This window comes from uncultured Neglectibacter sp. (assembly GCA_937958185.1).
Classification (GTDB): Bacteria; Bacillota; Clostridia; order Oscillospirales; family Acutalibacteraceae; genus Acutalibacter.
In genome coordinates this window covers 1-21,462 of the sequence record CALFFN010000001.1, presented here as the reverse complement: position 1 = coordinate 21,462, position 21,462 = coordinate 1, and the positions used below count along the sequence as shown (strand labels likewise).

The window sequence follows — 21,462 nt, the reverse complement described above, 5'->3', positions numbered from 1 at the left end:
GTTATTTCTTTTGCTCCGCTTTTTTATCTCCCCCGGTAAAACCGGGGGATTTATTTCGCCTCATGGCGCCATAAAAACACCCCGCAGAGCCATTGCCCTGCGGGGTATTTTTATGTGATTTATTCAGTAGCGCCGCTTTCCGCAAGCACTTCCCTGTAAGGCTTGCCGTAGGACTTTCCCAAATGGGTGGAGTAAAGATACATTTCCCCCACCTCCATGCCGGAGACCTGCTCCATCGCCGCCGCGTACAGGCGAAGCTGGGGCATGTAATGCGCCCATAGCTCCTCCATAGTTTTCACGCGGTCAGTTTTGAAATCAATAATGTACAGCCTGTTGTCTTCCGTAAAGGTGCAGTCCACCGCGCCCTGCAGCATCACCGATTCCCCGGCGGCGCCCGGGCGGTCCGGCTCGGCAAGGGACATGGGGATCATGGCGGTAAAGCGCCGTTCCCGCAAAACTTGAGATGAGCGCAGCACCCGCTGCCCCAAAGGGTCATTGAGGAAAGCCTTTGCCCGCTGCAAATCCACCGCTTCCGCCTGTTCCGGCGTGAGATAGGCATGTTCCACCAGCCGCTGAAGCTCCTGCTCCGGGCGTTCCAGTACAGCGGAGAAATCCGCGAACTGCATAAATTCGTGAAGGGCGATACCGCGCTCGGCGGGGGTCATGCCCTTTTCGCCCATCCACGCCGGGCGGGACAGGGTCAGCTCCCTGCTCCCCCCCTGCTCTGCCGCCAGCCTGGACGCCGCCACCTTCACCGGCAGCCCCAAAGCTTCCTCATAGGGATAGGTAAAGTCGATTTCCGCTTTCAGGCGCTCATAAAGCGCCATATCCGGCAAGGCTTCCTCCTGCCGTGCTTCCGGCAGGGCTTCTTCCTGCTCCGGCGGGGCATAGGTTTCCAGCGATACCTTCCATGGGGTATAGTCCTCCCGGAAGACCGCGCCACCGCCTGCCCCGGCAGCCTTGCGCAGAGCGCCGCCGTCCGGGTGGCACAGGGCGCAGAGCATGAGCCATTCCGCCGCGCTTTTTGCCTTGCGGACAGTATAGGGAGAGATCCCCTGCTCCGTGACCTCCATCGCCAGCTTCTCCGGCAGCCTGTCCAGCCTGTCGCCGGAGCCGATCAGGATCAGCTTTTCTCTGGCGCGGGTCATGGCGACATACAGCACGCGCAGCTCCTCCGCCGCGGCGGACCTGGCTGTTGCCAACGCAATGGCTTCCCGGGCGGTGGTGGTAAACCGGGCGGAACGCCGGGCGTCCTTCAATTTTACCCCCAGCCCCAGCCTGGGGTGCAGCAGCACGTCTGCCCGGCTGTCCGACACAAAGCTTCTGGCACAGCCTGCTACAATGCAGATTGGAAATTCCAGCCCCTTGGATTTGTGAATGCTCATGATGGACACGGCGTTCCTCCGCTCTACAGGAGCCTCCGCCGCCTGTAAATCAGAATCGTTCCGCCGCAGCCTGTCCAGGAATCGGACAAAGCCGGAAATCCCATGGTAGCCGGAATTTTCATACTCCTTGGCATATGCCAGCAGCTGCCGGAGGTTCTGCAGCCTGTCCTCGCCGCCCTCCATTGCCTGCACCATGTCCGGGTAGCCGGTCTTTTCAAACAGCAGGGTGAGAAAGGCGTCGGAGGGCATGGTGGCTGCCAGATCGCGGTACTGCCCGATATCCCGAATGATATTGGCGCAGCGTTCCTCTGTTTCTGCCATGCGGAGCAGGGAGACGTAAACGGTTTCCTTTTTATTTTTTACCCTGAGCCGGGCGGCGTCGTCCGGGGAAAAGCCGTACACCGGGCTCATCAGCACGGAAAGCAGGGGGATATCCTGATTGGGGTTGTCGATCACCTGCAAAAAGGACACCATCACGCCGATCTCCGCGGCGGAGAAAAAGCCGCCTGTCACGGAAGCCTTGGCGGGAATGCCCTGCTTTTGCAGCTCCATGGCATACCCGTGGGCATGCTTGTTGGCGCTGCGGATCAAAATACAGAAGTCCCCGTAATTTGCCGGGCGCTCCACGCCGTTTTCCGTCACGGTAAAGCCGGAGCTTATCAGCTCCTTGATGCGTTTCCCCAGCCATTCGCCCTCCGCCGTCTCCGCCGGAACGGCAGTGGGGCGGGACAGGAACACAAGCTCTGTTTCACAGCCCTCTTTTTCGGAATAAGCGGCTTCCGCCCCGTACATGAGCCGTTCCTCGCCGGTGTAGTCGATCTCCCCCGCCGCCTGGGACATGAGCCGGGAAAAGACAAAATTCACCGTGTGGATCACTTCCCGCCGGGAGCGGAAGTTCCTGTCCAGCACCAGATAGGCAGGATAGCTGTCCAGCGCCCTGTCGTACTTTTGGAAGGAGCGGCGGCAGTTCAGAAACAGCTCCGGCATTGCCCGCCGGAACCCGTAAATGCTCTGCTTCACGTCGCCTACCATGAAAAGGTTCTCCCCGTTCCGGGACACGGCGCGGAACAGGGAATCCTGTACCTCATTGATATCCTGATACTCGTCGATCATGATCTCGTCGAAGCGGCTGCCCACCTCCCGGGCGGCTTCCGTCCGCTGCCCGTCGGGGGTCAAGAACAGCCTGATGGCAAAATGCTCCAGATCGCTGTAATCCAGAAAATTTTTCTCCCGCTTCTTTTCGTCGTACCGCCGGGAAAAATCCAGAGTCAGCTCCATCAGGCTCTGCATCAGCGGTCCTGCCGCCCGCAGCTCCTCCCGGCACTGCTCCCGGCTGCCGAAAAGATATCTGGACAAGTCCTTGACGGTATCCTTGCTTTCCTGCCGCAGGGCTTCCAGCCGCTGCTTTGCGGGGTCATCGTCAAAGCCTGTGAGCCTTCCCCGGGTCTGAAAGGTGAGATTTTTCAGAAACTCTACGCTGCCGTCCCAATCCTTTGCCCGCAAAAGGGTCAGAAGCTCCTGCAATTTCAAACGGTCGGAGGTCAAGGCGGGGGCAAAGGCGGCGCCCACCTCTCCGGCGGTTTCCGCTTCCTCAAGCCCGGCGGCGCACAGCCGTTCACAGTAGGCTGCCGTTTCCCCGGCATAGCTCAAAATTTCCTCCTCCCACTGGGAGGTATCCCCCGCAAAATACAGCGCCACCTTTTCCCCCAGCCACTGCTCCGGGAAGGGGTGGGACTGCATGAAACGGTACAAGGTCAGCGCCATTTCCATCAGGCGGCGGTCGTCCCGCTCCCCGGCGAAGGCGTCTGCCAGCTCGCCGATACTGCCCTGCTCAAAGGCGGCGGTCACGGCGTCGTTCAGGGCGGCGGAGATCAACTCCTCCTCCTGCTTGTCGGACACGATCTTGAAATCCGGGGAAATGTCCAGCAGGTGAAAAAATTCCCGGAGCATTTCGGCGCAAAAGCTGTCCACCGTGCCGATATGCGCCTGAGACAGCAAAATGCTCTGCCGCCGGAGCAGCGGGTCGCCGGGGTCCTGCCGCAGCAGCTCAAAAAGCCGCTTTTCCAGCCGCCCGCGCATTTCCGCCGCCGCCGCTTTCGTAAAGGTGACGATGAGCAGCCTGTCTGCCGTGGTGGGGTGCTCCGGGTCTGTCAGCCGCTCGATTGCCCGCTGCACCAGCACCGCCGTTTTGCCGGACCCTGCCGCCGCCGCTACCAGCACCGTGCCCCGCCGGGCGGAGATGGCGTCCTGCTGGCTGTCCGTCCATTTTGTCTGTGCCATGGGCTTCTCCCCCTTTCCCGAAAAATCAGCGTAAAGCTTCTTTCATCTTTTCCAGGACTTTCCCTGAGTCCGACTTATCCTGCACCATGTCCCTGTCTCCAAATTCCCTGCCGCACACCGCGCCGTAAGGGCAATAGTGGCAGGCATTCTGGTTGACCATGGTGGGCTCCGCTTCCACGCAGCCCTCCAGCAGCTTTTCCCCCATGGAGGCGATGAGACGCTTGGAATATTCCAGCACCTGCCCCAGCGCTTCCCTGTCCAAAACGGAGCTGTTCGCCGTCAGGGCGCCGTCCTTTTTCAGGGCGGCAGGGATAAAGCGCCCCTTTGCCCCGGCTTCCATCGCCCGAATGACCTCGTCGCTGCTCAGCACCAGCCCGCTCATGCGGAGCTGTTTCTCCGCTTCTTTCTTTATCTTTTCCTCGTCCGCCCCCCTGTCCACGGAAACAGAGGGCTCGGCGGCAGGCATATAAAGGATACCCGCGGGAAATTCCTGCCCGCTTTCCACCAGCGCCGCCAGATACACCAGCATTTGCATATTCAAGCCGTACAGCACGTCCGCAAGGCGGAACAGCTTTTTGCCGGTCTTGTAGTCGATGACCCGGACATACTCCCTGCCGTCCTCCAGCACCACCGTATCCGCCCGGTCTATGGTGCCGCCTACGGTGAGCAGCGTGCCGTCCCGGGTCTCGATGCGCAGGGGAGGGAACGCCTTGTCCTCTCCCAGCTCCAGCTCAAAATATTTGGGCTGGAACCGGCTCTGTTCCAGCTCTTCCCCCACATGGCGGATCAGCTTGCAGGCGGACTGTGCCATTCTGTCCAGCCGGTACTTTTCCCTGCCGCTCATCAACTCCACGCCGCCCATGTTCTCCCGGGCATATTGGAGGATCAGCTCCTGCACCTGCTTTAACAGCCCGTCCTCCGGCTGCTCCAGGACCGCCGCCGCGCCCTGCCGGAACACCTGCTCAAAGAGATAGTGCATCAATGTGCCGTACTGCATGACGTCCACCTCTGCCGGACGGCGCTCCTTGGCGTTCAAGCCATAACGGCAGAAATATTTGAAAGGGCAGCTGTGGAAATGCTCCACCTGCGTGGGGGACAGGAACATTTTTCCCACGCCGCCGAAAATCTGCCGGGCAAGGGCGCTGTCCTCGATACGGACAGGTCTGCGCCCGGCGGCACGTTCCAGCGCTTCCAGCCTTCCGGCGTACTCCGGGTCGTTTTGGAACAGCAGCCGCAGAGCCTGCGCTTCCCCCGTATTCTCCCGGAACCGGGCTGCCATGCGGGAAAACGCCGCTTCTCTGGAATTGGCAAAATATCCGTCCGGCAGGAAACGCATGGGCTCCAGAGTGGGAAAAATCTCCCGCACGGCGGAGACCAGCTCGCTGGGCTCCTTTTCCTCACCGCCCCCGTTTTTGGGGTAGGAGAGGAACAAAAGCTCCGAGGGCAGGCTTGCCACCGAATACGCCAAATACCGTTCCTCTATGGTCTTCTGCTCCAGGGGGTCGCCCAGGGGCAGCTCCAATTCGATCAGCGCCCGGCGCTCCGCGTCGGAAAATACGCCGGAGGCTTTGGGGGTCAAAGGGAATTCCCCCTGGGCGCAGCCGATCAAAAACACCGCCTTGGGCAACGACTGCCGCACCTGCTCCGCCGTTCCGAACAGCACCTCGTCCAGCGTTTGGGGGATTTCCGAAACGTCCTCCGCGGCGACCACCTCCCGCAAGAGTTTCGCGTACCGCTCCCGGGAGGTTTTCCTGTCCCCCAGAATGCTGTGGAACTGGTCCAGAAGCTCCATCAGCAGCTCCCAGACCCGAAGCTGCTTTGCCGCCAGGCCGTCTTCTCCCGCCTCTTCCAGGGAACGGCAGTAGGCGGGCAGATTGTCCTCCATGCGGTAGGCGGCGAGCAGATCGTACACCGCCTGGGATATCTCCGCCCCGGAAGCGTCCCGGGTGGCAGCGGCAAAGCTTTGCAGGGGCGCGGTCAGCCGCTGCCGCAGGTCATTCAGATAGGCAAGGGTTTCCCGGTCCGTATCTTCCATCGGCTGTCCAAAGCCACGGGGGTGGCGGATAAATTCCTCCCGCCAGCCGGAGCCGCCTATTTTCCAGAGGAACACATAGTTCTCCAAATCGGAAATTTCTTCCGGCGTAAAGCCGGATACGCCGGTTTTCAGCATTTCCAGCAGGCTGTCCGTGGCAAAGCCGGACTGCACCGCGTCAAAGGCTTCCAGCGCAAAGCGCATGACAGGCTCGGCGTCCACCTTGGAGGGTTCCGACACAAAGCTGGGAATGCCCCGTTTTTTCAGCGCCACGTCAAGGCTGCCGTAATACTGCTCCGGCGTGCGGCAGATCACGGAAAAGTCCCGGTACCGCCAGCCCCTTTCCTCCGTCAGCCGGCGGATCGTCGCGGCTACGAACTCCGCTTCCTCGTACACGTCCCGGGCTTCAAAAATTTCCACGCCCTCGTGGTCGGGAGAGGGCAGCAGCTCGTCTCCGGAAAAAAGCTGGACTTCCAGCAGCTTCAGGTTTTCGTTGTGGAACCGGGGCGCATCAGTCAGCATAATTGGCGGCTGTACCGGGATATCGTATTCCGCCGCCACCCGCAGCAGCCTGCTCCTGGTGCGCTCCACCAGGGTAAACAGCCCCGTGCCGCCCTGCTCCCGTCCGTCGGTGCAGAGGGACACCGCCACATGCTCCGCTTTCCGCATGATCTGGGTCAGCACGGCGGTCTCCTGGGCGGTAAAGCCCTCAAAGGAATCCACCGCCACCGTACAGCCCCGGAAGAACTCGCTGGTCTGCAGGGCTTCCGCCAGCCGGGTCAGATCGTCCCGGGAATCCAGATAGGAGGCTTCTACCAGCGCTTCAAAGGCGCCGTACAGCAGGGCGATTTCCGAAAGCTTTTTCCCTAAGCCCGTATCCCCCAGCCGCCGGGCGGTCTCCGACAGCTGCATGGGGGAAATGCCGCACATTTTCATCTCATTGACCGCCGCCAGCATGATGTCCGTCACCCTGCCGCTTTGGGCGGATTTTTGATAGACTTCCAGCTGGTCCTCACAGGCAGCCAGCGCGGAGGACATGAGGATCCTCCTGCCGCCGTCGCTGAGCCTGCGCCCAGCCGCGCCGCCCTCTTTGCGGAACACTGCCTCTGCGAGCCTGGTGAAGCTGTAGATCTGTACGGTATTCGCCCGCGCCGCGCCGCAGAGTTTCAGCATGGCTTTTTCCGTTTCAAAGGAATACTGCTCCGGGACAAGCATGATAAGCCCGGCTTCGCCGCTTTTGCTGCGCTCCGCCAGCAGCTTCCGCAGATATTCTGTTTTTCCGCTTCCGGCGCGTCCCAATACAAATTGCAGCACGGCAGGTTCCTCCTGTTTTTATTTCAAGAGCACATAGCCGATCTTTTTCATGACCTTTTGCAGCGTCTTATGGGCAATGTGCCGGGCTTTGGGGACGTTCCCGGTATAGCACCGCTCCAAATACTCCTTATCCGCCATCAGCCGGGCGTATTCCTCCTGAATGGGGCGCAGCTCGTCGATGACGGCCTCCGCTACGGCAGGCTTAAAGTCCCCATAGCCCTTGCCGTCAAATTCCCGCTCGATTTCCTCCATGGTCTTCCCCGTCACGCAGGAATAAATGTCCATCAGGTTATTGATGCCCTCCTTGCCCTCGCCGTAGCGCACGCAGGAATCGCTGTCGGTCTTTGCCCGTTTGAATTTGCGCATGATGGTGTCCGGGTCGTCGGTCATCAAAATGGTGCCGTTCATGTTTTCATCGGATTTGGACATCTTCTTGGTGGGGTCCTGCAAGGACATGACCCTTGCGCCGTGCTTGGGGATCAGTGGCTCGGGCACCGTAAAGGTGGGGCTGTAAAGCCCGTTGAAGCGCTCGGCAATGTCCCGGGCGATCTCCACGTGCTGCTTCTGGTCCGCGCCCACAGGCACATAGTCCGCCTGGTACAGCAGGATATCCGCCGCCATCAGGCAGGGATAGGTGAACAGCCCGGCGTTTACATTGTCCGCGTGCTTCGCGGATTTGTCTTTGAACTGGGTCATGCGGGACAGCTCGCCGAACTGGGTATAGCAGTTCAGCACCCACGCCAGCTGGGCGTGCTCCGGCACCTGGCTCTGGATAAACAGAATGGTCTTACTTAGGTCGATACCCATTGCCAGCAGATACGCATAGGCAGACAGCGTGTATTTCCGCAGCGCGGCAGGCTCCTGCCGGACGGTGATGGCATGTAAATCTGCCAAGGCGTAAATGCACTCGTATTCGTCCTGCAGGCGGACGTGGTTGCGGATCGCCCCCAGATAATTCCCCAGGGTGAATATCCCGGTGCACTGGTACATACTCAGCACTCTTTTTTTCTGTTCGGTCAAAATGGTTTCCATATGAAATTCTCCTTTGTAAAGCATATTTTTTCGGTTCTTACCCGCGATGTTTTTTAGCAGCCGGCGCCCAGCATTTCTTTCCCCAACCTGCCCAGAATCTCAATTCCCCTGGCAAGCTGCTCGTCGGTGGGGGTAGAAAAATTGACGCGGAAGGAATGGCAGGGCTGGGTCTCGTCTGTCAAAAACGCTGTTCCCGGCACCACGCAGACCTTCCGCTCCGCGCCTTTCCGCACGAAATCCAGCATATTGATTTTGCCCGGCAGGGTGCACCAGGCAAACAGACCGCCCTCAAAACGGCTCCAGGAGATCAACGGCTCAAAATGCTGCTTCATGGCATCAAGCAGCACGCCGCTTTTCCGGCGGTAAATTTCCCGCAGACGGTTCAAGTGGGCTTCGTAATCGCATTCCGTCATAAAGCGGTGGCAGACGATCTGCGCCCAAATATTGGAATGCACGTCCTCCCCCTGCTTGCAGACCACCATTTTCTGAATGACCTCTTTTGGTCCGATGGCGTAGCCCACCCGCATTCCCGGGGACACCACTTTGGAAAAGGACCCGGCATACACCACGAGCCCCTCCGTATCAAAGGATTTGATGGAGGGCAGGTCCTCGCCGGCAAAGCGCAGGTCGCCGTAAGGGTTATCCTCCAAAATGACCACGTTGTGCTCCCGGCACAGCTCGTAGACCTGCTTCCGCTTTTCCAGGCTCATGGTAATGCCGGAGGGGTTCTGGAAATTGGGAATAGTGTAAAGATATTTGACGTTCCGCTCCGTTTCCAGCGCCTGCCGCAGCTTTTCAATATCAATGCCGTCCTCCTCCACGGGAATCCCCCTGAGCTTCGCCCGGTAAGAGCGGAAGGTGTTCAGGGAGCCGATAAAACTGGGGGCTTCACACAGCACGGTGTCCCCCTCGTTTAAGAGGGTCTTTGTCAGCAGGTCCATGACCTGCTGGGCGCCGCTGGTGATCAATATCTCATCGTTCTCCGTGCCCACATGGTGCTTTCGCTCCATATAGGTACGCAAATGCTCCCGCAGGGGCGTATACCCCTCGGTGACGCTGTATTGCAGCGCTTCGATAGGGGTGCTTTCCAGCAGCTCGGCGGAAATGCGGCGAATTTCTTCCGCGGGGAACGCGTCCGGCGCGGGATTGCCGGCAGACAGGGGGATAATGCCCGGCGCGGAGGAATTTTTCAATATTTCCCGGATCGCCGAGGGCTTCAAGCCCTGCACACGGTCTGAAAACTGATAGTTCATAAAGCTCTCCTTTCCAAAAATAAAACCAGACAAATAAAAAACCCGCCCCCGCGCATCTGCGCACAGGGACAGGAAGCTTTCCTGCGGTACCACCCAGCTTGGCGCGGCTGCCCGCGCCCACTCTTCTCCATAACGCCGGAGCCGCGCCGGGGCATTTCCTCCCCAGCCGAAGCAGACCCATTCCTGCGCGCTTTCTGCCGCGTTTTCACCCCCGGCGGCTCTCTGGATAGCAAAGGGTATGCACAGTACTATTTCTGCCCATTGGTTTCTGTATCTTTTTCTGTATTATATTCCCCCTGCCGAAAAAAGTCAAATGCTTTCTCTCAGAGGAAGTGTCCAAAACGCGGAGGTCACAGTTGGTATTCCCCCTGCCCTACTAGCAGGGGGAATACCAAAAAATCTCCGATGGAAACACTCCTCTCTCAAATACCCGGCAAATAGATTTCCATAATTTAATTTACATAATATTTTTCGCCAGAACAGAATCAATTCCCGCCTGAAACTGCCGAAAGGCAGGCATTTCTCAGCAAAACGACAGGAATTCCCTGCCTTTTAGCGACAGAAACTTTTCTTTCCCACAGGTATAATTTCGTTACCAGCAGCATAGTTGGTTTCCCATAATTCATTTTTAGGCGGTGTCTCCGATGGAAGAATCAAGGGTTCGGCAATTTTTTGACCGCATGGGGGAGTATCTTCACTCCATCTATGCGAGGAAGGTGCTCCTTCTGATAAGCAGCTTTTTGTCCGGGCTGCTCTGCTCCCGAGGGCTGGTGTTTGGGAAATATGCCCCCTTCGGCGTGGCTGCGGTGGCGGCAGCGCCCAGGGGAGGGATGTGGGCGGCGGTGCTGGGGGCGTTTTTCGGCTATTTTATGCCGTCCCCGGTATATGTATCCATTCGGTACGAAGCTGCGCTGGTGGCGGTAGCTGCTATTCGCTGGTCCCTGTCGGAGCTGAAGGCGGTGAACACCCATCCGCTGTACGCCCCGGCGGTGACCTTCCTGCCCCTGCTGCTGACCGGGTTCACCATGGTGCTGATCAGCGGCTCGGTGAATTACTCCGCCGCCCTGTATCTGGCAGAATCCTTTTTGGGCGCAGGCGTAGCATATTTTCTCCGGCGCACCGCCAATCTGCTGCAGGGGCGTACCGGGGACGGGCGCGCAAAATCCGGCGGGCTGTATGACAGCGGCGACGTGGCGGCTCTGGCAGTATCCGTGGGCATTCTGGCGCTTTCCTTTTCCAGCGTGACGGTCTCCGGGGTATCCGCCGGGCGTATTTTCATGGTGCTGATGATTATTTACTGTGCCCGGGTGGGCGGGATCAGCGGCGGCACCGTCGCCGGCGTCACCGCCGGGGCAATTCAGGGGCTTTCCACTGCCGGGCTTTCCTACCTGTCCGGGGCGTATGGTCTGGGCGGGCTGATGGCAGGGGTGTTCTCCCCCATGGGCAAGGTGGCTGCCGCCGTGGCGTTTATCCTCTCCCATGGCGTTGCCTCCCTGCAAGCCGGGACCGGGAACTCCCAGATGCTCACCGGGGCGGTGGAGGTGGCGGTCGCCACGGTGGTCTACATGGTGCTGCCCAGAAGCCAGCGGCTGACGGACTTATTCTGTGTGCGAAAAGACACCCTCAGCGGCGGCGCCCTGCGGGACAATATCGTCATGCGGCTGCGCCACGCATCGGAAGCCCTCTCCAACGTCTACTCCTCTGTGGAGGAAATTTCCCAAAAGCTTTCGGAGGTCTGCGCGCCTAATTTGCAGGGGGTCTACAACCGCGCCACGGAAACCGTCTGCGCCGGGTGCGCCATGAGCGCCGTCTGCTGGCGCAAGCACAAGGAGCAGACTCTGGACAATTTTGCCCAGCTTTCCAAGACCCTCAGAGAAAAGGGCAAGGCGGAGGTCTGTGACTTCACCCCGGAATTTTCCGACCGCTGCAAGCGTTCCGGCGAAATGAAGGAGGAAATCAACAAAAACTACGGGCGCTATCTCATGAAGGAGGCAGCCGAGCTGCGGGCGGCGCAGGTGCGGGAAGCCGCCGGGCAGCACTTCCGCACCACCGCCGGGATCCTGGACGAGATGGCGGGGGAATTTTCCCTGTACCAGCATTTTGACGAGGAAGCCGCCCAGCGAGTGGAGGACATTCTCCGGGACAACGGCGTGGAGCCCATTGAAGTATGCTGCCGGCTGGACAAGTTCGGGCGCATGACGGTGGAAGCGGAAATACATAGGGAACGGCAGAAACGGCTGAACCGGGCGGTATTCACTAAGGAGATCTCCGCCGCCTGCGGCAGGGTGTTTTCCCCGCCCTGCGTCAGCTCTTCCGAGGAGACCTGCCGCATTCAAATGTGCCAGCGCCCGGCCTTTGAGGTGGGCAGGGGCTTTTCCCAATACTGCGCCAGGAACGGCGCTTTCTGCGGCGACAGCGCCAGCGTATTCTACGATGGCTGCGGCAGGCTCATTGCCGTGCTCAGCGACGGCATGGGCACCGGCGGCAGGGCGGCGGTAGACGGCGCAATGACCTCCGCCATGGCGGAAAACCTGCTCAAAGCCGGGATCGGGTTTGACAGTATGCTGCAAACGGTAAACGCTGCTTTGATCGCGAAATCCGGCGACGAATCCCTCGCCACGCTGGACGTGACCTGTATCGACCTGTTTACGGGCAAGGCAGAGTTCCGCAAAGCCGGGGCTGCCTGCACCATTGTCCGCCGGGGGAAATATATCGACGTGATCGAGGCGTCCAGCGTCCCCGCGGGGATCATGCCGGAGGTGGAATTTGCCTGTTACGACCGGGAGCTGACCTCCGGCGATCTGGTGGTGATGATCTCCGACGGCGTGATGGCTGCCGGCACGGAATGGCTCGCCGACATGGTGCTGAATTGGGACGAGGGAGAAAACCCCAACCTGCTGGCGGAACGCATCACCGAGGAAGCCCAAAAGCGCCGCAGCGACGGGCACGAGGACGACATCACCGCCCTGGTGCTGGCAGTGGAATAAACTTGCAAGAAGCCTGTCCCGCAAATTTGCGGGACAGGCTTCTTTATGCGTGCAGGATATAGGTATGGATCGCCTGGGCAAGACCATTCTGATTGTGGGCGGCAGTGATGTGCTTCGCGGCGGCAAGCGCTTCCGGGGAGCCGTCCGCCACGGCGACGGAGCAGCCGCCCGCTTCCAGCATGGTCACGTCGTTGCCGTTGTCGCCGATGGTCATAATTTCTTCCGGGGAAATGCCCAGCCCTTTTGCCAGCGCCAGCACCGCCGCGCCCTTGTGGGCAGTTTCATCGTTTATTTCCAGGTTGTCCGGGATAGAGGAGGTCAGCCGCAAGCCGCCCAGGCGTTCCAGCTTTTCCCACAGCTCCTGCCGAACAGGCTCTTCCAGAAAGGGAAAATTGATCTTCTCCGGGCAGGTTTCTGTTTCTGCGAGCCAATCCGCAAAATTTTCAACGAGGGTGTAATGCTTGCCTGTCACGAAATGCATTCTGGAATCCGGCAAATGAAAATGCTTCTGCGCCCGCTCCGGGAAACCGATCTTCGTGATCGCACTGCCATTTTTGTAATATTCCACGTAGATATCGTATGCTTCCAGCACCGCCTGTATCGCTTTGGCTTTTTCGTTGGGGATCAGGCTTTGGTGCACCGCTTTGCCGGAGCGCAGCTCGTACACCGACGCCCCGTTGGAGGTGATCGCGTACCTCACGCCGGGCAAAGCGGCTATCTCCGGCGGCAGGAAAGACAGCATCCGCCCGGTAGTGGGCACCAGCTCCACACCCTGCTCTGCTGCCAGCCTCAGGGCTTCCCGGTTCTCTTCCGACAGGTATTTGTGCTCTGTAATGGTGGTTCCGTCCAAATCAAACGCCAGCAACTTTATCATGATTTTTCTTTTCCTCCCCCAAACGGTGCAGCTTTCCCCTATTATACAGAATATCACTGCGCTTGTACACGGTTTCTTTATTTGCGCGCGAAAAAAACAGCGCCCCTTCCCGCAGGAAAGAGCGCTGTTGAGCGTGCCGAAAAAGTCTTTTCGCCCCGCTCAAACATATTGAGAAAATCTATGACTTTCTCAATATGTTGTGATTGAAAAGCGAGAGAGGGACCCTGATGGTCCCCTCTCGCAACTCTCCCCCCTTCCGTTCCTTACGGCTGGAGAATTTTATCGACAGTCTGAAACAGCGCCCCTTCCCGCAAGGAAAGGGCGCTGTTTCCCGTTCTGGGATTTGTTTCGGAATTTGTCTGCTTATCCCTCGCGGAACGTGCAGCATTCTGTGCCGCTCTTGGAGCTTACCTCGCCGCAGCAGCAGCCGACGCAGACGCATTCGGCTTCGCATTTGCAGTTGTGGTTATAGGCGCAGTGCTCTGCTTCGCAGCTGATGGAGCTGTCCTCGGAGGGGGTCTTTGCCCCCGCGGAGTTGGTTCCGCTGCTGTTCTTCCGCTCCTCATAGGAGGAGCAGCAGGTCTGTCCGCTCTCCCTGGCGGCAGGACCGTCTACCTGTATCCCGGGCAGGCAGCAGAGGTTGTCACAATAGTGCTGACAGGAAGTGACCTGACATTCCAGCTTGTTCATGAAAAGGCACCTCTTTTTAGAATGAATTTGCAAAGCTTCGCTTTTGCTTCCGCTTCACGTTTTCAGTGTTCCCAAAAGAGACCGCCTTATTCTTCCCCTATGTTACGCCTGCGCCGTTTCCCCGGCAAGCTTCTTCAGCTGCTTTCCGGCAGTCTGCATGATGAGGAAGCCCACGACACAGGTGATGATGATTTCCGGGACCATGTAGCTGCCGTTATAGATCAGAGAATAGAAGCATGCCAATGTATTGCCGCTCATGCCCGCCAGCATGGGAGAAAAATTCTGGTCGGCATACGCGCCCCAGAGGATCCAGCCGGACAGGAAAGAGCAAAGGTACCGCAGCAGCCCGGAAACCAGGCAGCCCAGCGTGAAAGACGCGCCATCGTGCTTGATCTTGTTGTGAAAAATGCCTGCCAGACCCAGCACGGTAAACGCCAGCAGGTAATCCAGCAGGATAGAGCCCACAAGGGCGCCGCCGCTGATGCCTTTCAGATCTGCCAGACCAAACAGCAGTTGCAGCACGCTGTGGACAAACCCGGCGGCAAGCCCCCATTTTGTGCCGCAAAGATAGGCAAACAGCATGATCGGCAGCATGGAGCAAGCCGTGATCGAACCGCCCTGGGGCAGATGGTAGACCGTGATAAAGGACAGCACGGTGGCCAGTGCCACCAGCACGCCGCCCAGAACCATCTTTTTGATGTTCTGGACCAGGTTTTTGATGTTCTTTGCCTCATTTTCAAAATTTTGAGCCATTTTCATTTTTCCCCTTTCGGAACATTTTATTTGAAAAATGAAAAATGCCATCTGGAGGGATTCTCCAAATGACATAGAACGCATTTACAAACGCTTTGCGGCAGACACGCAAAAACGTCTTTCCTGTAAGCTCATCGCTCTTTCTTTTGGCAGGCGGCTTTACGCGCCGCTTTTACACGGGTCAGCCGCCCTGCTTCAGGTGATGAAATGCTTCCTACGTCGGTATTATCCGCATCAGGTTCCTGTCCGAACGCCAACGGCAGCCGGACATAGGGTTTAAGCTCGAAGCTCCTCTCAGCACTTGGAAACCGCCGCTTTCCGTTTTCAGGAAACTCCTGTCAAACAAAGTTGTGTTACCCATGTTATACAGGAGAAATTTGCGCAGCAGGTTTCCAAGCTTGATTGATCTTATCCGGCAAGTTCCCCCATCTTTCTTTCCTTGGGAGTTTGCTTCGCAAACTCCGGAAAGATTGGTTTTGCCATGCAAAATCAATCTTTTGCACCCCTAATTTCATTTTTCGCCCTTCATTGTACCCTCAGGGAAGGGATTTGTCAACGCTTCTTCCCATGAAACTGTAAAATTTTGTGAAAGGAAGAAATCACCTCTTGCAATTTCCCGGGAACATGGTATAATATTTATAAAGTTTATAAAATGAAATTTACAGTTTGTTCTCCGAGGTGTTGTTTGTGAAAGCAAAGGACCTTGCTAAAAAGCTGGGCGTATCGCCTGCCACCATTTCTCTGGTGTTGAATAACAAGCCGGGCATCAGCGATTCTCTCCGGCAGTCCCTGCTGGAAAAAATACGGGCGCTGGACTGCGAAAGCATGATGTGCGAAGCCTGCCGGGGAGGGGAAGCGCCCAGCGCGTCCCCCGCGGAAAACGGCTGCAAATCCATCGCCTATCTGTCTTATCTGGACTGTGAGGACGACAACGACACCTTTGGGTTTTACCCGGGTGTGCTGGAAGGCGCGGAAATGGAGGCGCGGGACAACAACCTGAGCCTGACGGTGTTCCATATGAAATGCGAAAAGGGCGCAAGCCCTGCCGAGCTGTTCCAGCGCAGCGGCAATATCGTAGGTGCCGTGGTGCAGGCGGAGAGGGTCACCGATGAGATCCTGCGGGACATTCAGAACGTCAACGTCCCGGTGGTGTTTATGGACGTGTACGACCCGGAAATGATGGTGAGCTGCGTGCGGGTGGACAACCGCCAGAGCATGCACATCATCACCAGCTATTTGAAAAGCTGCGGGCACACGGAGATCGGGTACGTGTACAGCGGCTGGGAGATGGGCTGGCAAAAGGACCGCCGCCAGTGCTTCTGCCGCTCGATGAACGACCTGGGGCTGGAAACCGTGCCGGAATTTTTCTTCCGCGCCGGGATCGACGGCGATCTGTACGACTGCCGGCATCTGGCAGAGCTGTTCTCCCAGGCAGAGCGCCTGCCCACCGCCCTGGTTTGCGAAAACGACCGTCAGGGAATGCGCGCAGTCAACGCCCTGAAGCAGCTGGGCTACCGCGTGCCGGAGGATATCTCCGTCATCGGCTTTGACAACAATCCCATTTCCAAGCTGGTCTCCCCCCGGCTGACCACCGTGCGGAATTCCAGCCAGCTGATGGGCAGAACCTGTATCATGCTCCTGCAGAACCTGCAAAAGCTTCAGCGTTCCGGGTTCTCCTCCACGCTTTTGAAGTATGAGTTGCCCACCGAACTGGTGATCCGGGACAGTGTGCTGGATAAAAATGCCGCGGCGGACAAGTAGTTTTTCTTTCAGCCTGTTCTAAATATTCTTTATAAAGGAAGAGGGGTTTTCCCCTCTTCCTTTTCTGTTTTTTCTGAAAAAATTTTTGGATTTTTTTATTTTTCTCAGTTTTACAGACTTGAAAATAGCCGAAATTGCTAGGGAATCCTGGTTTTTTGCGATTTATAAATTATTTCAAAAAATTTTATAAAAACGCTTGACAAATTTATAAACGTGATTTATACTAAAGACACAACGAAAACAAAATCGTCTCCAAAACCTACGGGACGACAAACTAACAGTAAAGGAGTAGTTTTCATGAAAAACACAAACACTTACACCTCGAAGACCTTCCAAAAGACCACGGGCAGTCAGAAAGCTGCTCACAGCGTCAAGACCACCCCCACTCTGCTGGACCGCTTCCTGAACAGCGGCAGCGGCTACATGGCAAACTATGCCGTGGTCAAGGGCAGCCTTGCCCCTTTCCAGAACGGTTTCTTCGTCGCCTGAGCCCGAAGCAGTAACACAAAGCTAAAAAACCAACAACAAAAGGAGTTATCACCTATGAAAAACAATGCCTACACTTCCAAAACCGTAAACAAGAACGCTTCTCTCAAAAAAGCTGTCCGCCCCACCCTGCTGGAACGTTTCCTGAACAGTGGCAGCGGCTACATGGCGAACTACGCCGTGGTCAAGGGCAGCCTTGCTCCCTTCCAGAACGGCTTCTTCGTCGCTTAAATCTTGTGTTCAACTCTTTCTTTTCACTCCTAACTGGCAAGAAGACCGAATTTTCGCGAAGCAAGGCTTCTTGCGGATCATCGCGCAGCGATGATCTTCTCGCGCAGCGATGATCTTCTCGCGCAGCGATGATCTTCTCGCGCAGCGATGATCTTCTCTCGCAGCGATGATCTTCTCTCGCAGCGATGATCTTCTCTCGCAGCGATGATCTTCTCTCGCAAAAGACCGCAGTCTGCTTTTGGGGACAGACTGCGGTCTCTTTGTTGTGTTTTGAAAGCTCCTTTTAGAAGCCGCCGGTCAAATCGTGGGGCTTCTCCTTGCGGCGCAGGTCTACGGTCAGGTGATAGACGCAGGCGGAAGCCGCGGCAAAATACACCGTCACATTGGGGCGGCGCAGAACATTGCCGGAAATCTGCGCGGCAATGATCGCCAACAGGAAGGTCATACCCACAGCGCCCATTTCTATGGTCAGGAACCTCTGCACCCCCTGCCAGAAAGAGCCAGCCCCCTTGACAACGGGATTTCCGGGCTTTCCCTTCCGCTGGGCGACACAGGCTGCCACGTCCCGGAAAAATGCCCGCAGAATGATAAACGCCAGATAGCCAAAAAACAGCAGATACAGCCCAAAGCCCAGATAGCCGCAGAAATAGTACACCGCGGGGAAGTCGTTTTCCAAATCGTAATTGTCCCCGCCCATCTGCATTTCACTGTATTCAAAGCCCAGCAGCCGGGTGGCGAAATCCTTTTCTTCCCACACCAGCTTGGCGAAGGTGGATTTTCGCACCCGGGTATCCGACAAAATCGACGGCTCGGAGGTGTAGTTATAAGCTGCCATCACATTGTACACGCCGAAACGGTCGTGGAAATTTTTCAGCAGCGTTCCGTATACTTCCTTATCGGTATACACGCCGATCAGGCTGCGGCGTATCTTTTCCAGCTGCTCCTCCGAGGTATTGGCAGCGTCAAAGCCGTTCCGTATAGTGCGGATCAAATCGGCGTCCGCGCCGCTGTTTTCCAGGCTTTCCGCCACCAGAACGCCGTAATTTCCCTGCGCGTAGGCGGACATCCGTTCCCGCAGCGCCATGGGCGACTGGTGCCGGAACACGAATACCAGAACCATCGCCATGAGCAGCGGCAGCACATATTTCAGGGACTTTTTCTTCAAATTCAGGGCGAACAGGAAAGCGAACGCCCCGGCAATGATGAAGATGGAATAAAAGGTGAATTTTGTTCCCGTCACGAACATCAAACCGAAGCTCAGCGCCATGGCAGCAAGGAACAGGGGATATTTTTTGGTGCGGTAGGTCCACAGCAGCGCCAGAGGGACGACCAGCACCACAATGGCGCTTTGGGCGTTGGGAACGCTGAACCACCCCATGACCCCGACTTTCAGCACGCCGTAGGTATAGACGGGGCGCCCCAAAAGCCAGGGCAGCGCCGTGAACAGCAGCACTTCCCCGCAGTTTATGGCAAAGCCCAGATAAATGCTTTTTTGAATTTCCTTTCCCTGCTGGAAAAAGGTGACAAAAGACAGCGTGAAAATAGGGAAATTAAGGATACGTAGGAAGTTCGCCGTGTCCGCCACAAAGGACTGGTAGCCGATCCGGCGGCAGTTCAGCGCATGGGCGACCCAGAACACCGCCACCGCGCCGTAAAACAGGAAGTAGATCCGCTTCTTATTGCTGACGAAAAAGCCCAGAAACGCCACCACCGCCAGCATCAGGAAGCGCAGGAGGGTGGAAAGGGCATTGCTGCCCATCTCTCCCAAGAAGTAGGAAAGCACGTCCATCACCGGCTGGATCACCAGCAGCGCCAGCACCACGGCGGGCATTCTGTTTTGAATGGAAGTTCGCAATGATCTTATCATAAGCCTTCTCCACAAATTTCTGCCGGGGCACCCGGTCTGTTATCCGATCTTTTTCAAATACACCGCCGGGTTCCGCTTATGCCCGGAGCGCAGGCGGGCCTTCGGCGGGGCTTTCTTCGCCTGCACATATATGATCGCCGCCGACAGCGAGCCGTATACCGTGATATTGGGGCGGCGCAGCACCTGCCCGGAAAATTGCGCGCTGCCCAGCATGAGCACGAACATGATGACCGCTGTGGCAAATTCCGCCGTAAACAATGTGGGGAACCGCCGGAAAAACGCCATCGCCCCATAAAGCAGGATACCCAGCACAAAGCAGCAGTACAGCGCCGTACCCAGATAGCCTACCTTGTAGAGCAGGGCGGGGAAATCGTTTTCAGGGTCGTAATTCCTCTCCCCTACCCGGCTTTTGTCATATTCCATGCCCAGCAGGCGGGTGAGGAAATCCTGCTCCTCCCAAACCATGTGCATGGCGGTAAGCTTTCGGCTGCGGCTGTTGTTCAGCGCCTGCGGACTGATGGTGTAGTCCATTTCCTCCATGACTCGCTCCAGCCCGAACCGTTCCAGCAGGTCTTCCAGTAAGGGCTCGTGATATACGCCCTTCTGCCCATAAATATCCTGATAGACCCTTTCTATCTTTTCCAGAACCGCCGGCGGAATTTCCTCGCCGGGCTGGTACACGAAATCCTTGTCCTCTCCCATAATTGCGTCGATCTTTTCCTGATACACAGTGGCGCTGGTCGCCGTCACCGCCTGCCGCTGCTCCATGGGGGAAACCCCCTTACAGGCGATCAGCACCACCAGAAGCACCAGCAGCGGAACGCAGTAAAGATAGGGCTTCCTGCACAGCAGGATCAGCACGAAAAAGGCTGCCGCCAGAAGAATCGCCGAATAATAGGTAAGCCGGGTGCCTGTAAAATACAGCAGCCCCATACTTACCACGCTGCACAGGCAGAACACCCACAGCCGTTCCGTGCGCAGGCCCCACAGCAGCACCGCCGCGGCTAACAGGCAGAGAATGGCGCTTTGGGCGTTGGGAACGGCAAACCAGCCCAAAAAGCCGATCTGCACATTCCGTTCCGGGTAAGAATAGGTGTACACTCTCGGTCCGAACAGGAAAGAAAGCCCGATCACCAGCAAAATGACGGCAAAATTCACCACCAGCACGCTCAGCATCTGATAATCCAGCCCCTCCTGCTTTTGCAGGAAGGTAACAAACGCCAGCGTCCACAGGGGGAACTGCACCAGCTTCAGGTATTCCGCCGTGTCGCCAACGGGCTGTACATAGCCTGTCCGCCAGCAGTTCAGCATATGCAACAGCCAGAACCCGCCGATCACGGCATAACAGGCGGCATAGAGCTGCCTGCGGTCGGAAACGGCAAAGCCATACAGGCTGACCGCTGCCAGCATCACCATGCGCAGGGCGGTGGTCACCGCGGTGAAGCCGCTGTCCTGCACAAAAAAAGACAGTACGTCCAGCAGGGGCTGGATCAGCAGCACTGCCGCCATAAATTCCCCTGAGAAGAAGCTCAGCCTTCCCTTGATCGTATGCTCTGCCATGGGACGTCCCTCCCTTGCAATTATACCTTAGGCGCTGAAAGCGCCCACTGAAAATGATTGCTTTGCAATCATTATACCACACCTGCGGTGGGCAATCGTGAAGCCCCCTTGCACAAGTCACAGGTAAATCACCCGACCACAGCTTTGCGGATATGATACCATAAGCGCCGTAGGCGTGTTGGTATCATGTCTCCATCGCCCGTTGCGCCAAAGGCGCAAACTGGGCGGGACAAATTGAAATTCGTATCATAACCGCTTCGCGGTTATGATACCAGATCGATTTCCAGCTCCCGGCACTTTTCCAGCGCCATATCATGCCCTTGCAGGGCGGCTTTCCGATACCATTCCTTTGCCAGCTCCAAATTCTTTTCTGTGCCGACGCCGTCCTCATAAAACTCCGCCAGGTTGCATTGGGCGTCCCAGTCGCCATGCTCGGCGGCGCGCTTCGTCCAAGCAAAGGCCTTTTCGATATCCTTTTCCACGCCCAGCCCTTCATAATAGAAATAGCCGACCTGACACTCCGCCAGAGGATATCCCTGCTCCGCCAAAGGCAGATAGCCCTGGAAGCATTCCTCATATTTTTTCTGCAAAAAGCAGGTTTCGATCAGTTCGTTGCATTTGTCCAGCTCCGGGCAGGGGGCGTAATATTTGCTCGCCATGGCGTTTCCTCCCTTTCGCGCGTTCCCTCACGGAAAACCGATATTAAAATCTGATGTTTAGTATAACACAAAATTCGGCAGGGCACAAGGAAATACGCAAGGAAAAGGAAAAAGTAAGAAAAACGACCGCAAAGTGACTGCGGTCTTGAGCGTATCGAAAGAGTTTTTCGGCGTGCTTCAGCATATGGGAAGAATCTGCGATTTTTTTAATATGCTGTGATAAATAAATATCACACCGGCGGAGCCGGTGGTTTTATAACAGCCCTAAAGGGCAGGATACAGGCACACCCCTAAAGGG

14 protein-coding genes are annotated in these 21,462 nt (G+C 57.1%); 4 read left to right on the top strand and 10 right to left on the bottom strand.

Going from position 1 to position 21,462, the window contains the following annotated elements; genetic code table 11:
* Positions 1-119: 119 nt before the first annotated feature.
* From addA to AB8996_RS00055, 4 genes are read right to left on the bottom strand one after another with little or no spacing between them, the layout of a single operon-like run.
* Positions 120-3,665 (bottom strand): helicase-exonuclease AddAB subunit AddA, encoded by a 3,546-nt coding sequence (gene addA / locus AB8996_RS00070; RefSeq protein WP_369296928.1) that lies wholly within the window; start codon positions 3,663-3,665, stop codon positions 120-122.
* Between the two features lie 25 nt (positions 3,666-3,690).
* A complete protein-coding gene (locus tag AB8996_RS00065; RefSeq protein ID WP_369296927.1) occupies positions 3,691-7,011 on the bottom strand; it encodes a PD-(D/E)XK nuclease family protein in 3,321 nt (1,106 codons plus the stop codon).
* 18 nt (positions 7,012-7,029) lie between these two features.
* A complete protein-coding gene (gene trpS, locus AB8996_RS00060) occupies positions 7,030-8,043 on the bottom strand; it encodes a tryptophan--tRNA ligase (protein WP_369296926.1) in 1,014 nt (337 codons plus the stop codon).
* A gap of 53 nt (positions 8,044-8,096) precedes the next feature.
* Complete coding sequence (locus tag AB8996_RS00055) at positions 8,097-9,296, bottom strand: PLP-dependent aminotransferase family protein (RefSeq protein WP_369296925.1); 1,200 nt, start codon at positions 9,294-9,296, stop codon at positions 8,097-8,099.
* 644 nt (positions 9,297-9,940) lie between these two features.
* Here AB8996_RS00055 and AB8996_RS00050 point away from each other — a divergent pair.
* Complete coding sequence (locus tag AB8996_RS00050; RefSeq protein WP_369296924.1) at positions 9,941-12,283, top strand: SpoIIE family protein phosphatase; 2,343 nt, start codon at positions 9,941-9,943, stop codon at positions 12,281-12,283.
* A 43-nt stretch (positions 12,284-12,326) separates the two neighbouring features.
* Here the strand turns inward: AB8996_RS00050 and AB8996_RS00045 are convergent, their stop codons facing one another.
* The 3 genes from AB8996_RS00045 to AB8996_RS00035 all read right to left on the bottom strand — a co-directional run bounded on the left by AB8996_RS00045 (position 12,327) and on the right by AB8996_RS00035 (position 14,600).
* The gene (locus tag AB8996_RS00045) at positions 12,327-13,157 is read right to left on the bottom strand and encodes an HAD family hydrolase (protein WP_369296923.1); all 831 of its coding nucleotides are present in this window, start codon (positions 13,155-13,157) and stop codon (positions 12,327-12,329) included.
* A gap of 363 nt (positions 13,158-13,520) precedes the next feature.
* Positions 13,521-13,847: a DUF1540 domain-containing protein gene (locus AB8996_RS00040; protein ID WP_369296922.1), complete on the bottom strand. Its 327-nt coding sequence runs from the start codon at positions 13,845-13,847 to the stop codon at positions 13,521-13,523.
* Positions 13,848-13,949: 102 nt separating this feature from the next.
* Positions 13,950-14,600: an energy-coupled thiamine transporter ThiT gene (locus AB8996_RS00035; protein ID WP_369296921.1), complete on the bottom strand. Its 651-nt coding sequence runs from the start codon at positions 14,598-14,600 to the stop codon at positions 13,950-13,952.
* A gap of 687 nt (positions 14,601-15,287) precedes the next feature.
* Here AB8996_RS00035 and AB8996_RS00030 point away from each other — a divergent pair.
* The 3 genes from AB8996_RS00030 to AB8996_RS00020 all read left to right on the top strand — a co-directional run bounded on the left by AB8996_RS00030 (position 15,288) and on the right by AB8996_RS00020 (position 17,078).
* Entirely contained in the window at positions 15,288-16,361 is a 1,074-nt protein-coding gene (locus AB8996_RS00030; RefSeq protein ID WP_369296920.1) for a LacI family DNA-binding transcriptional regulator, read from the top strand.
* A gap of 297 nt (positions 16,362-16,658) precedes the next feature.
* Positions 16,659-16,850, top strand: coding sequence for a hypothetical protein (locus tag AB8996_RS00025; RefSeq protein WP_369296919.1), 192 nt, complete (start codon positions 16,659-16,661; stop codon positions 16,848-16,850).
* A 54-nt stretch (positions 16,851-16,904) separates the two neighbouring features.
* A complete protein-coding gene (locus AB8996_RS00020; protein WP_369296918.1) occupies positions 16,905-17,078 on the top strand; it encodes a hypothetical protein in 174 nt (57 codons plus the stop codon).
* A 283-nt stretch (positions 17,079-17,361) separates the two neighbouring features.
* Here the strand turns inward: AB8996_RS00020 and AB8996_RS00015 are convergent, their stop codons facing one another.
* The 3 genes from AB8996_RS00015 to AB8996_RS00005 form a co-directional block, all read right to left on the bottom strand.
* On the bottom strand, positions 17,362-18,945 hold the full coding sequence (locus AB8996_RS00015) for an O-antigen ligase family protein (RefSeq protein WP_369296917.1): 1,584 nt from the start codon (positions 18,943-18,945) through the stop codon (positions 17,362-17,364).
* 39 nt (positions 18,946-18,984) lie between these two features.
* Positions 18,985-20,505, bottom strand: coding sequence for an O-antigen ligase family protein (locus tag AB8996_RS00010; protein ID WP_369296916.1), 1,521 nt, complete (start codon positions 20,503-20,505; stop codon positions 18,985-18,987).
* Positions 20,506-20,768: 263 nt separating this feature from the next.
* Complete coding sequence (locus AB8996_RS00005; RefSeq protein WP_369296915.1) at positions 20,769-21,164, bottom strand: tetratricopeptide repeat protein; 396 nt, start codon at positions 21,162-21,164, stop codon at positions 20,769-20,771.
* Between the last annotated feature and the right edge of the window lie 298 nt (positions 21,165-21,462).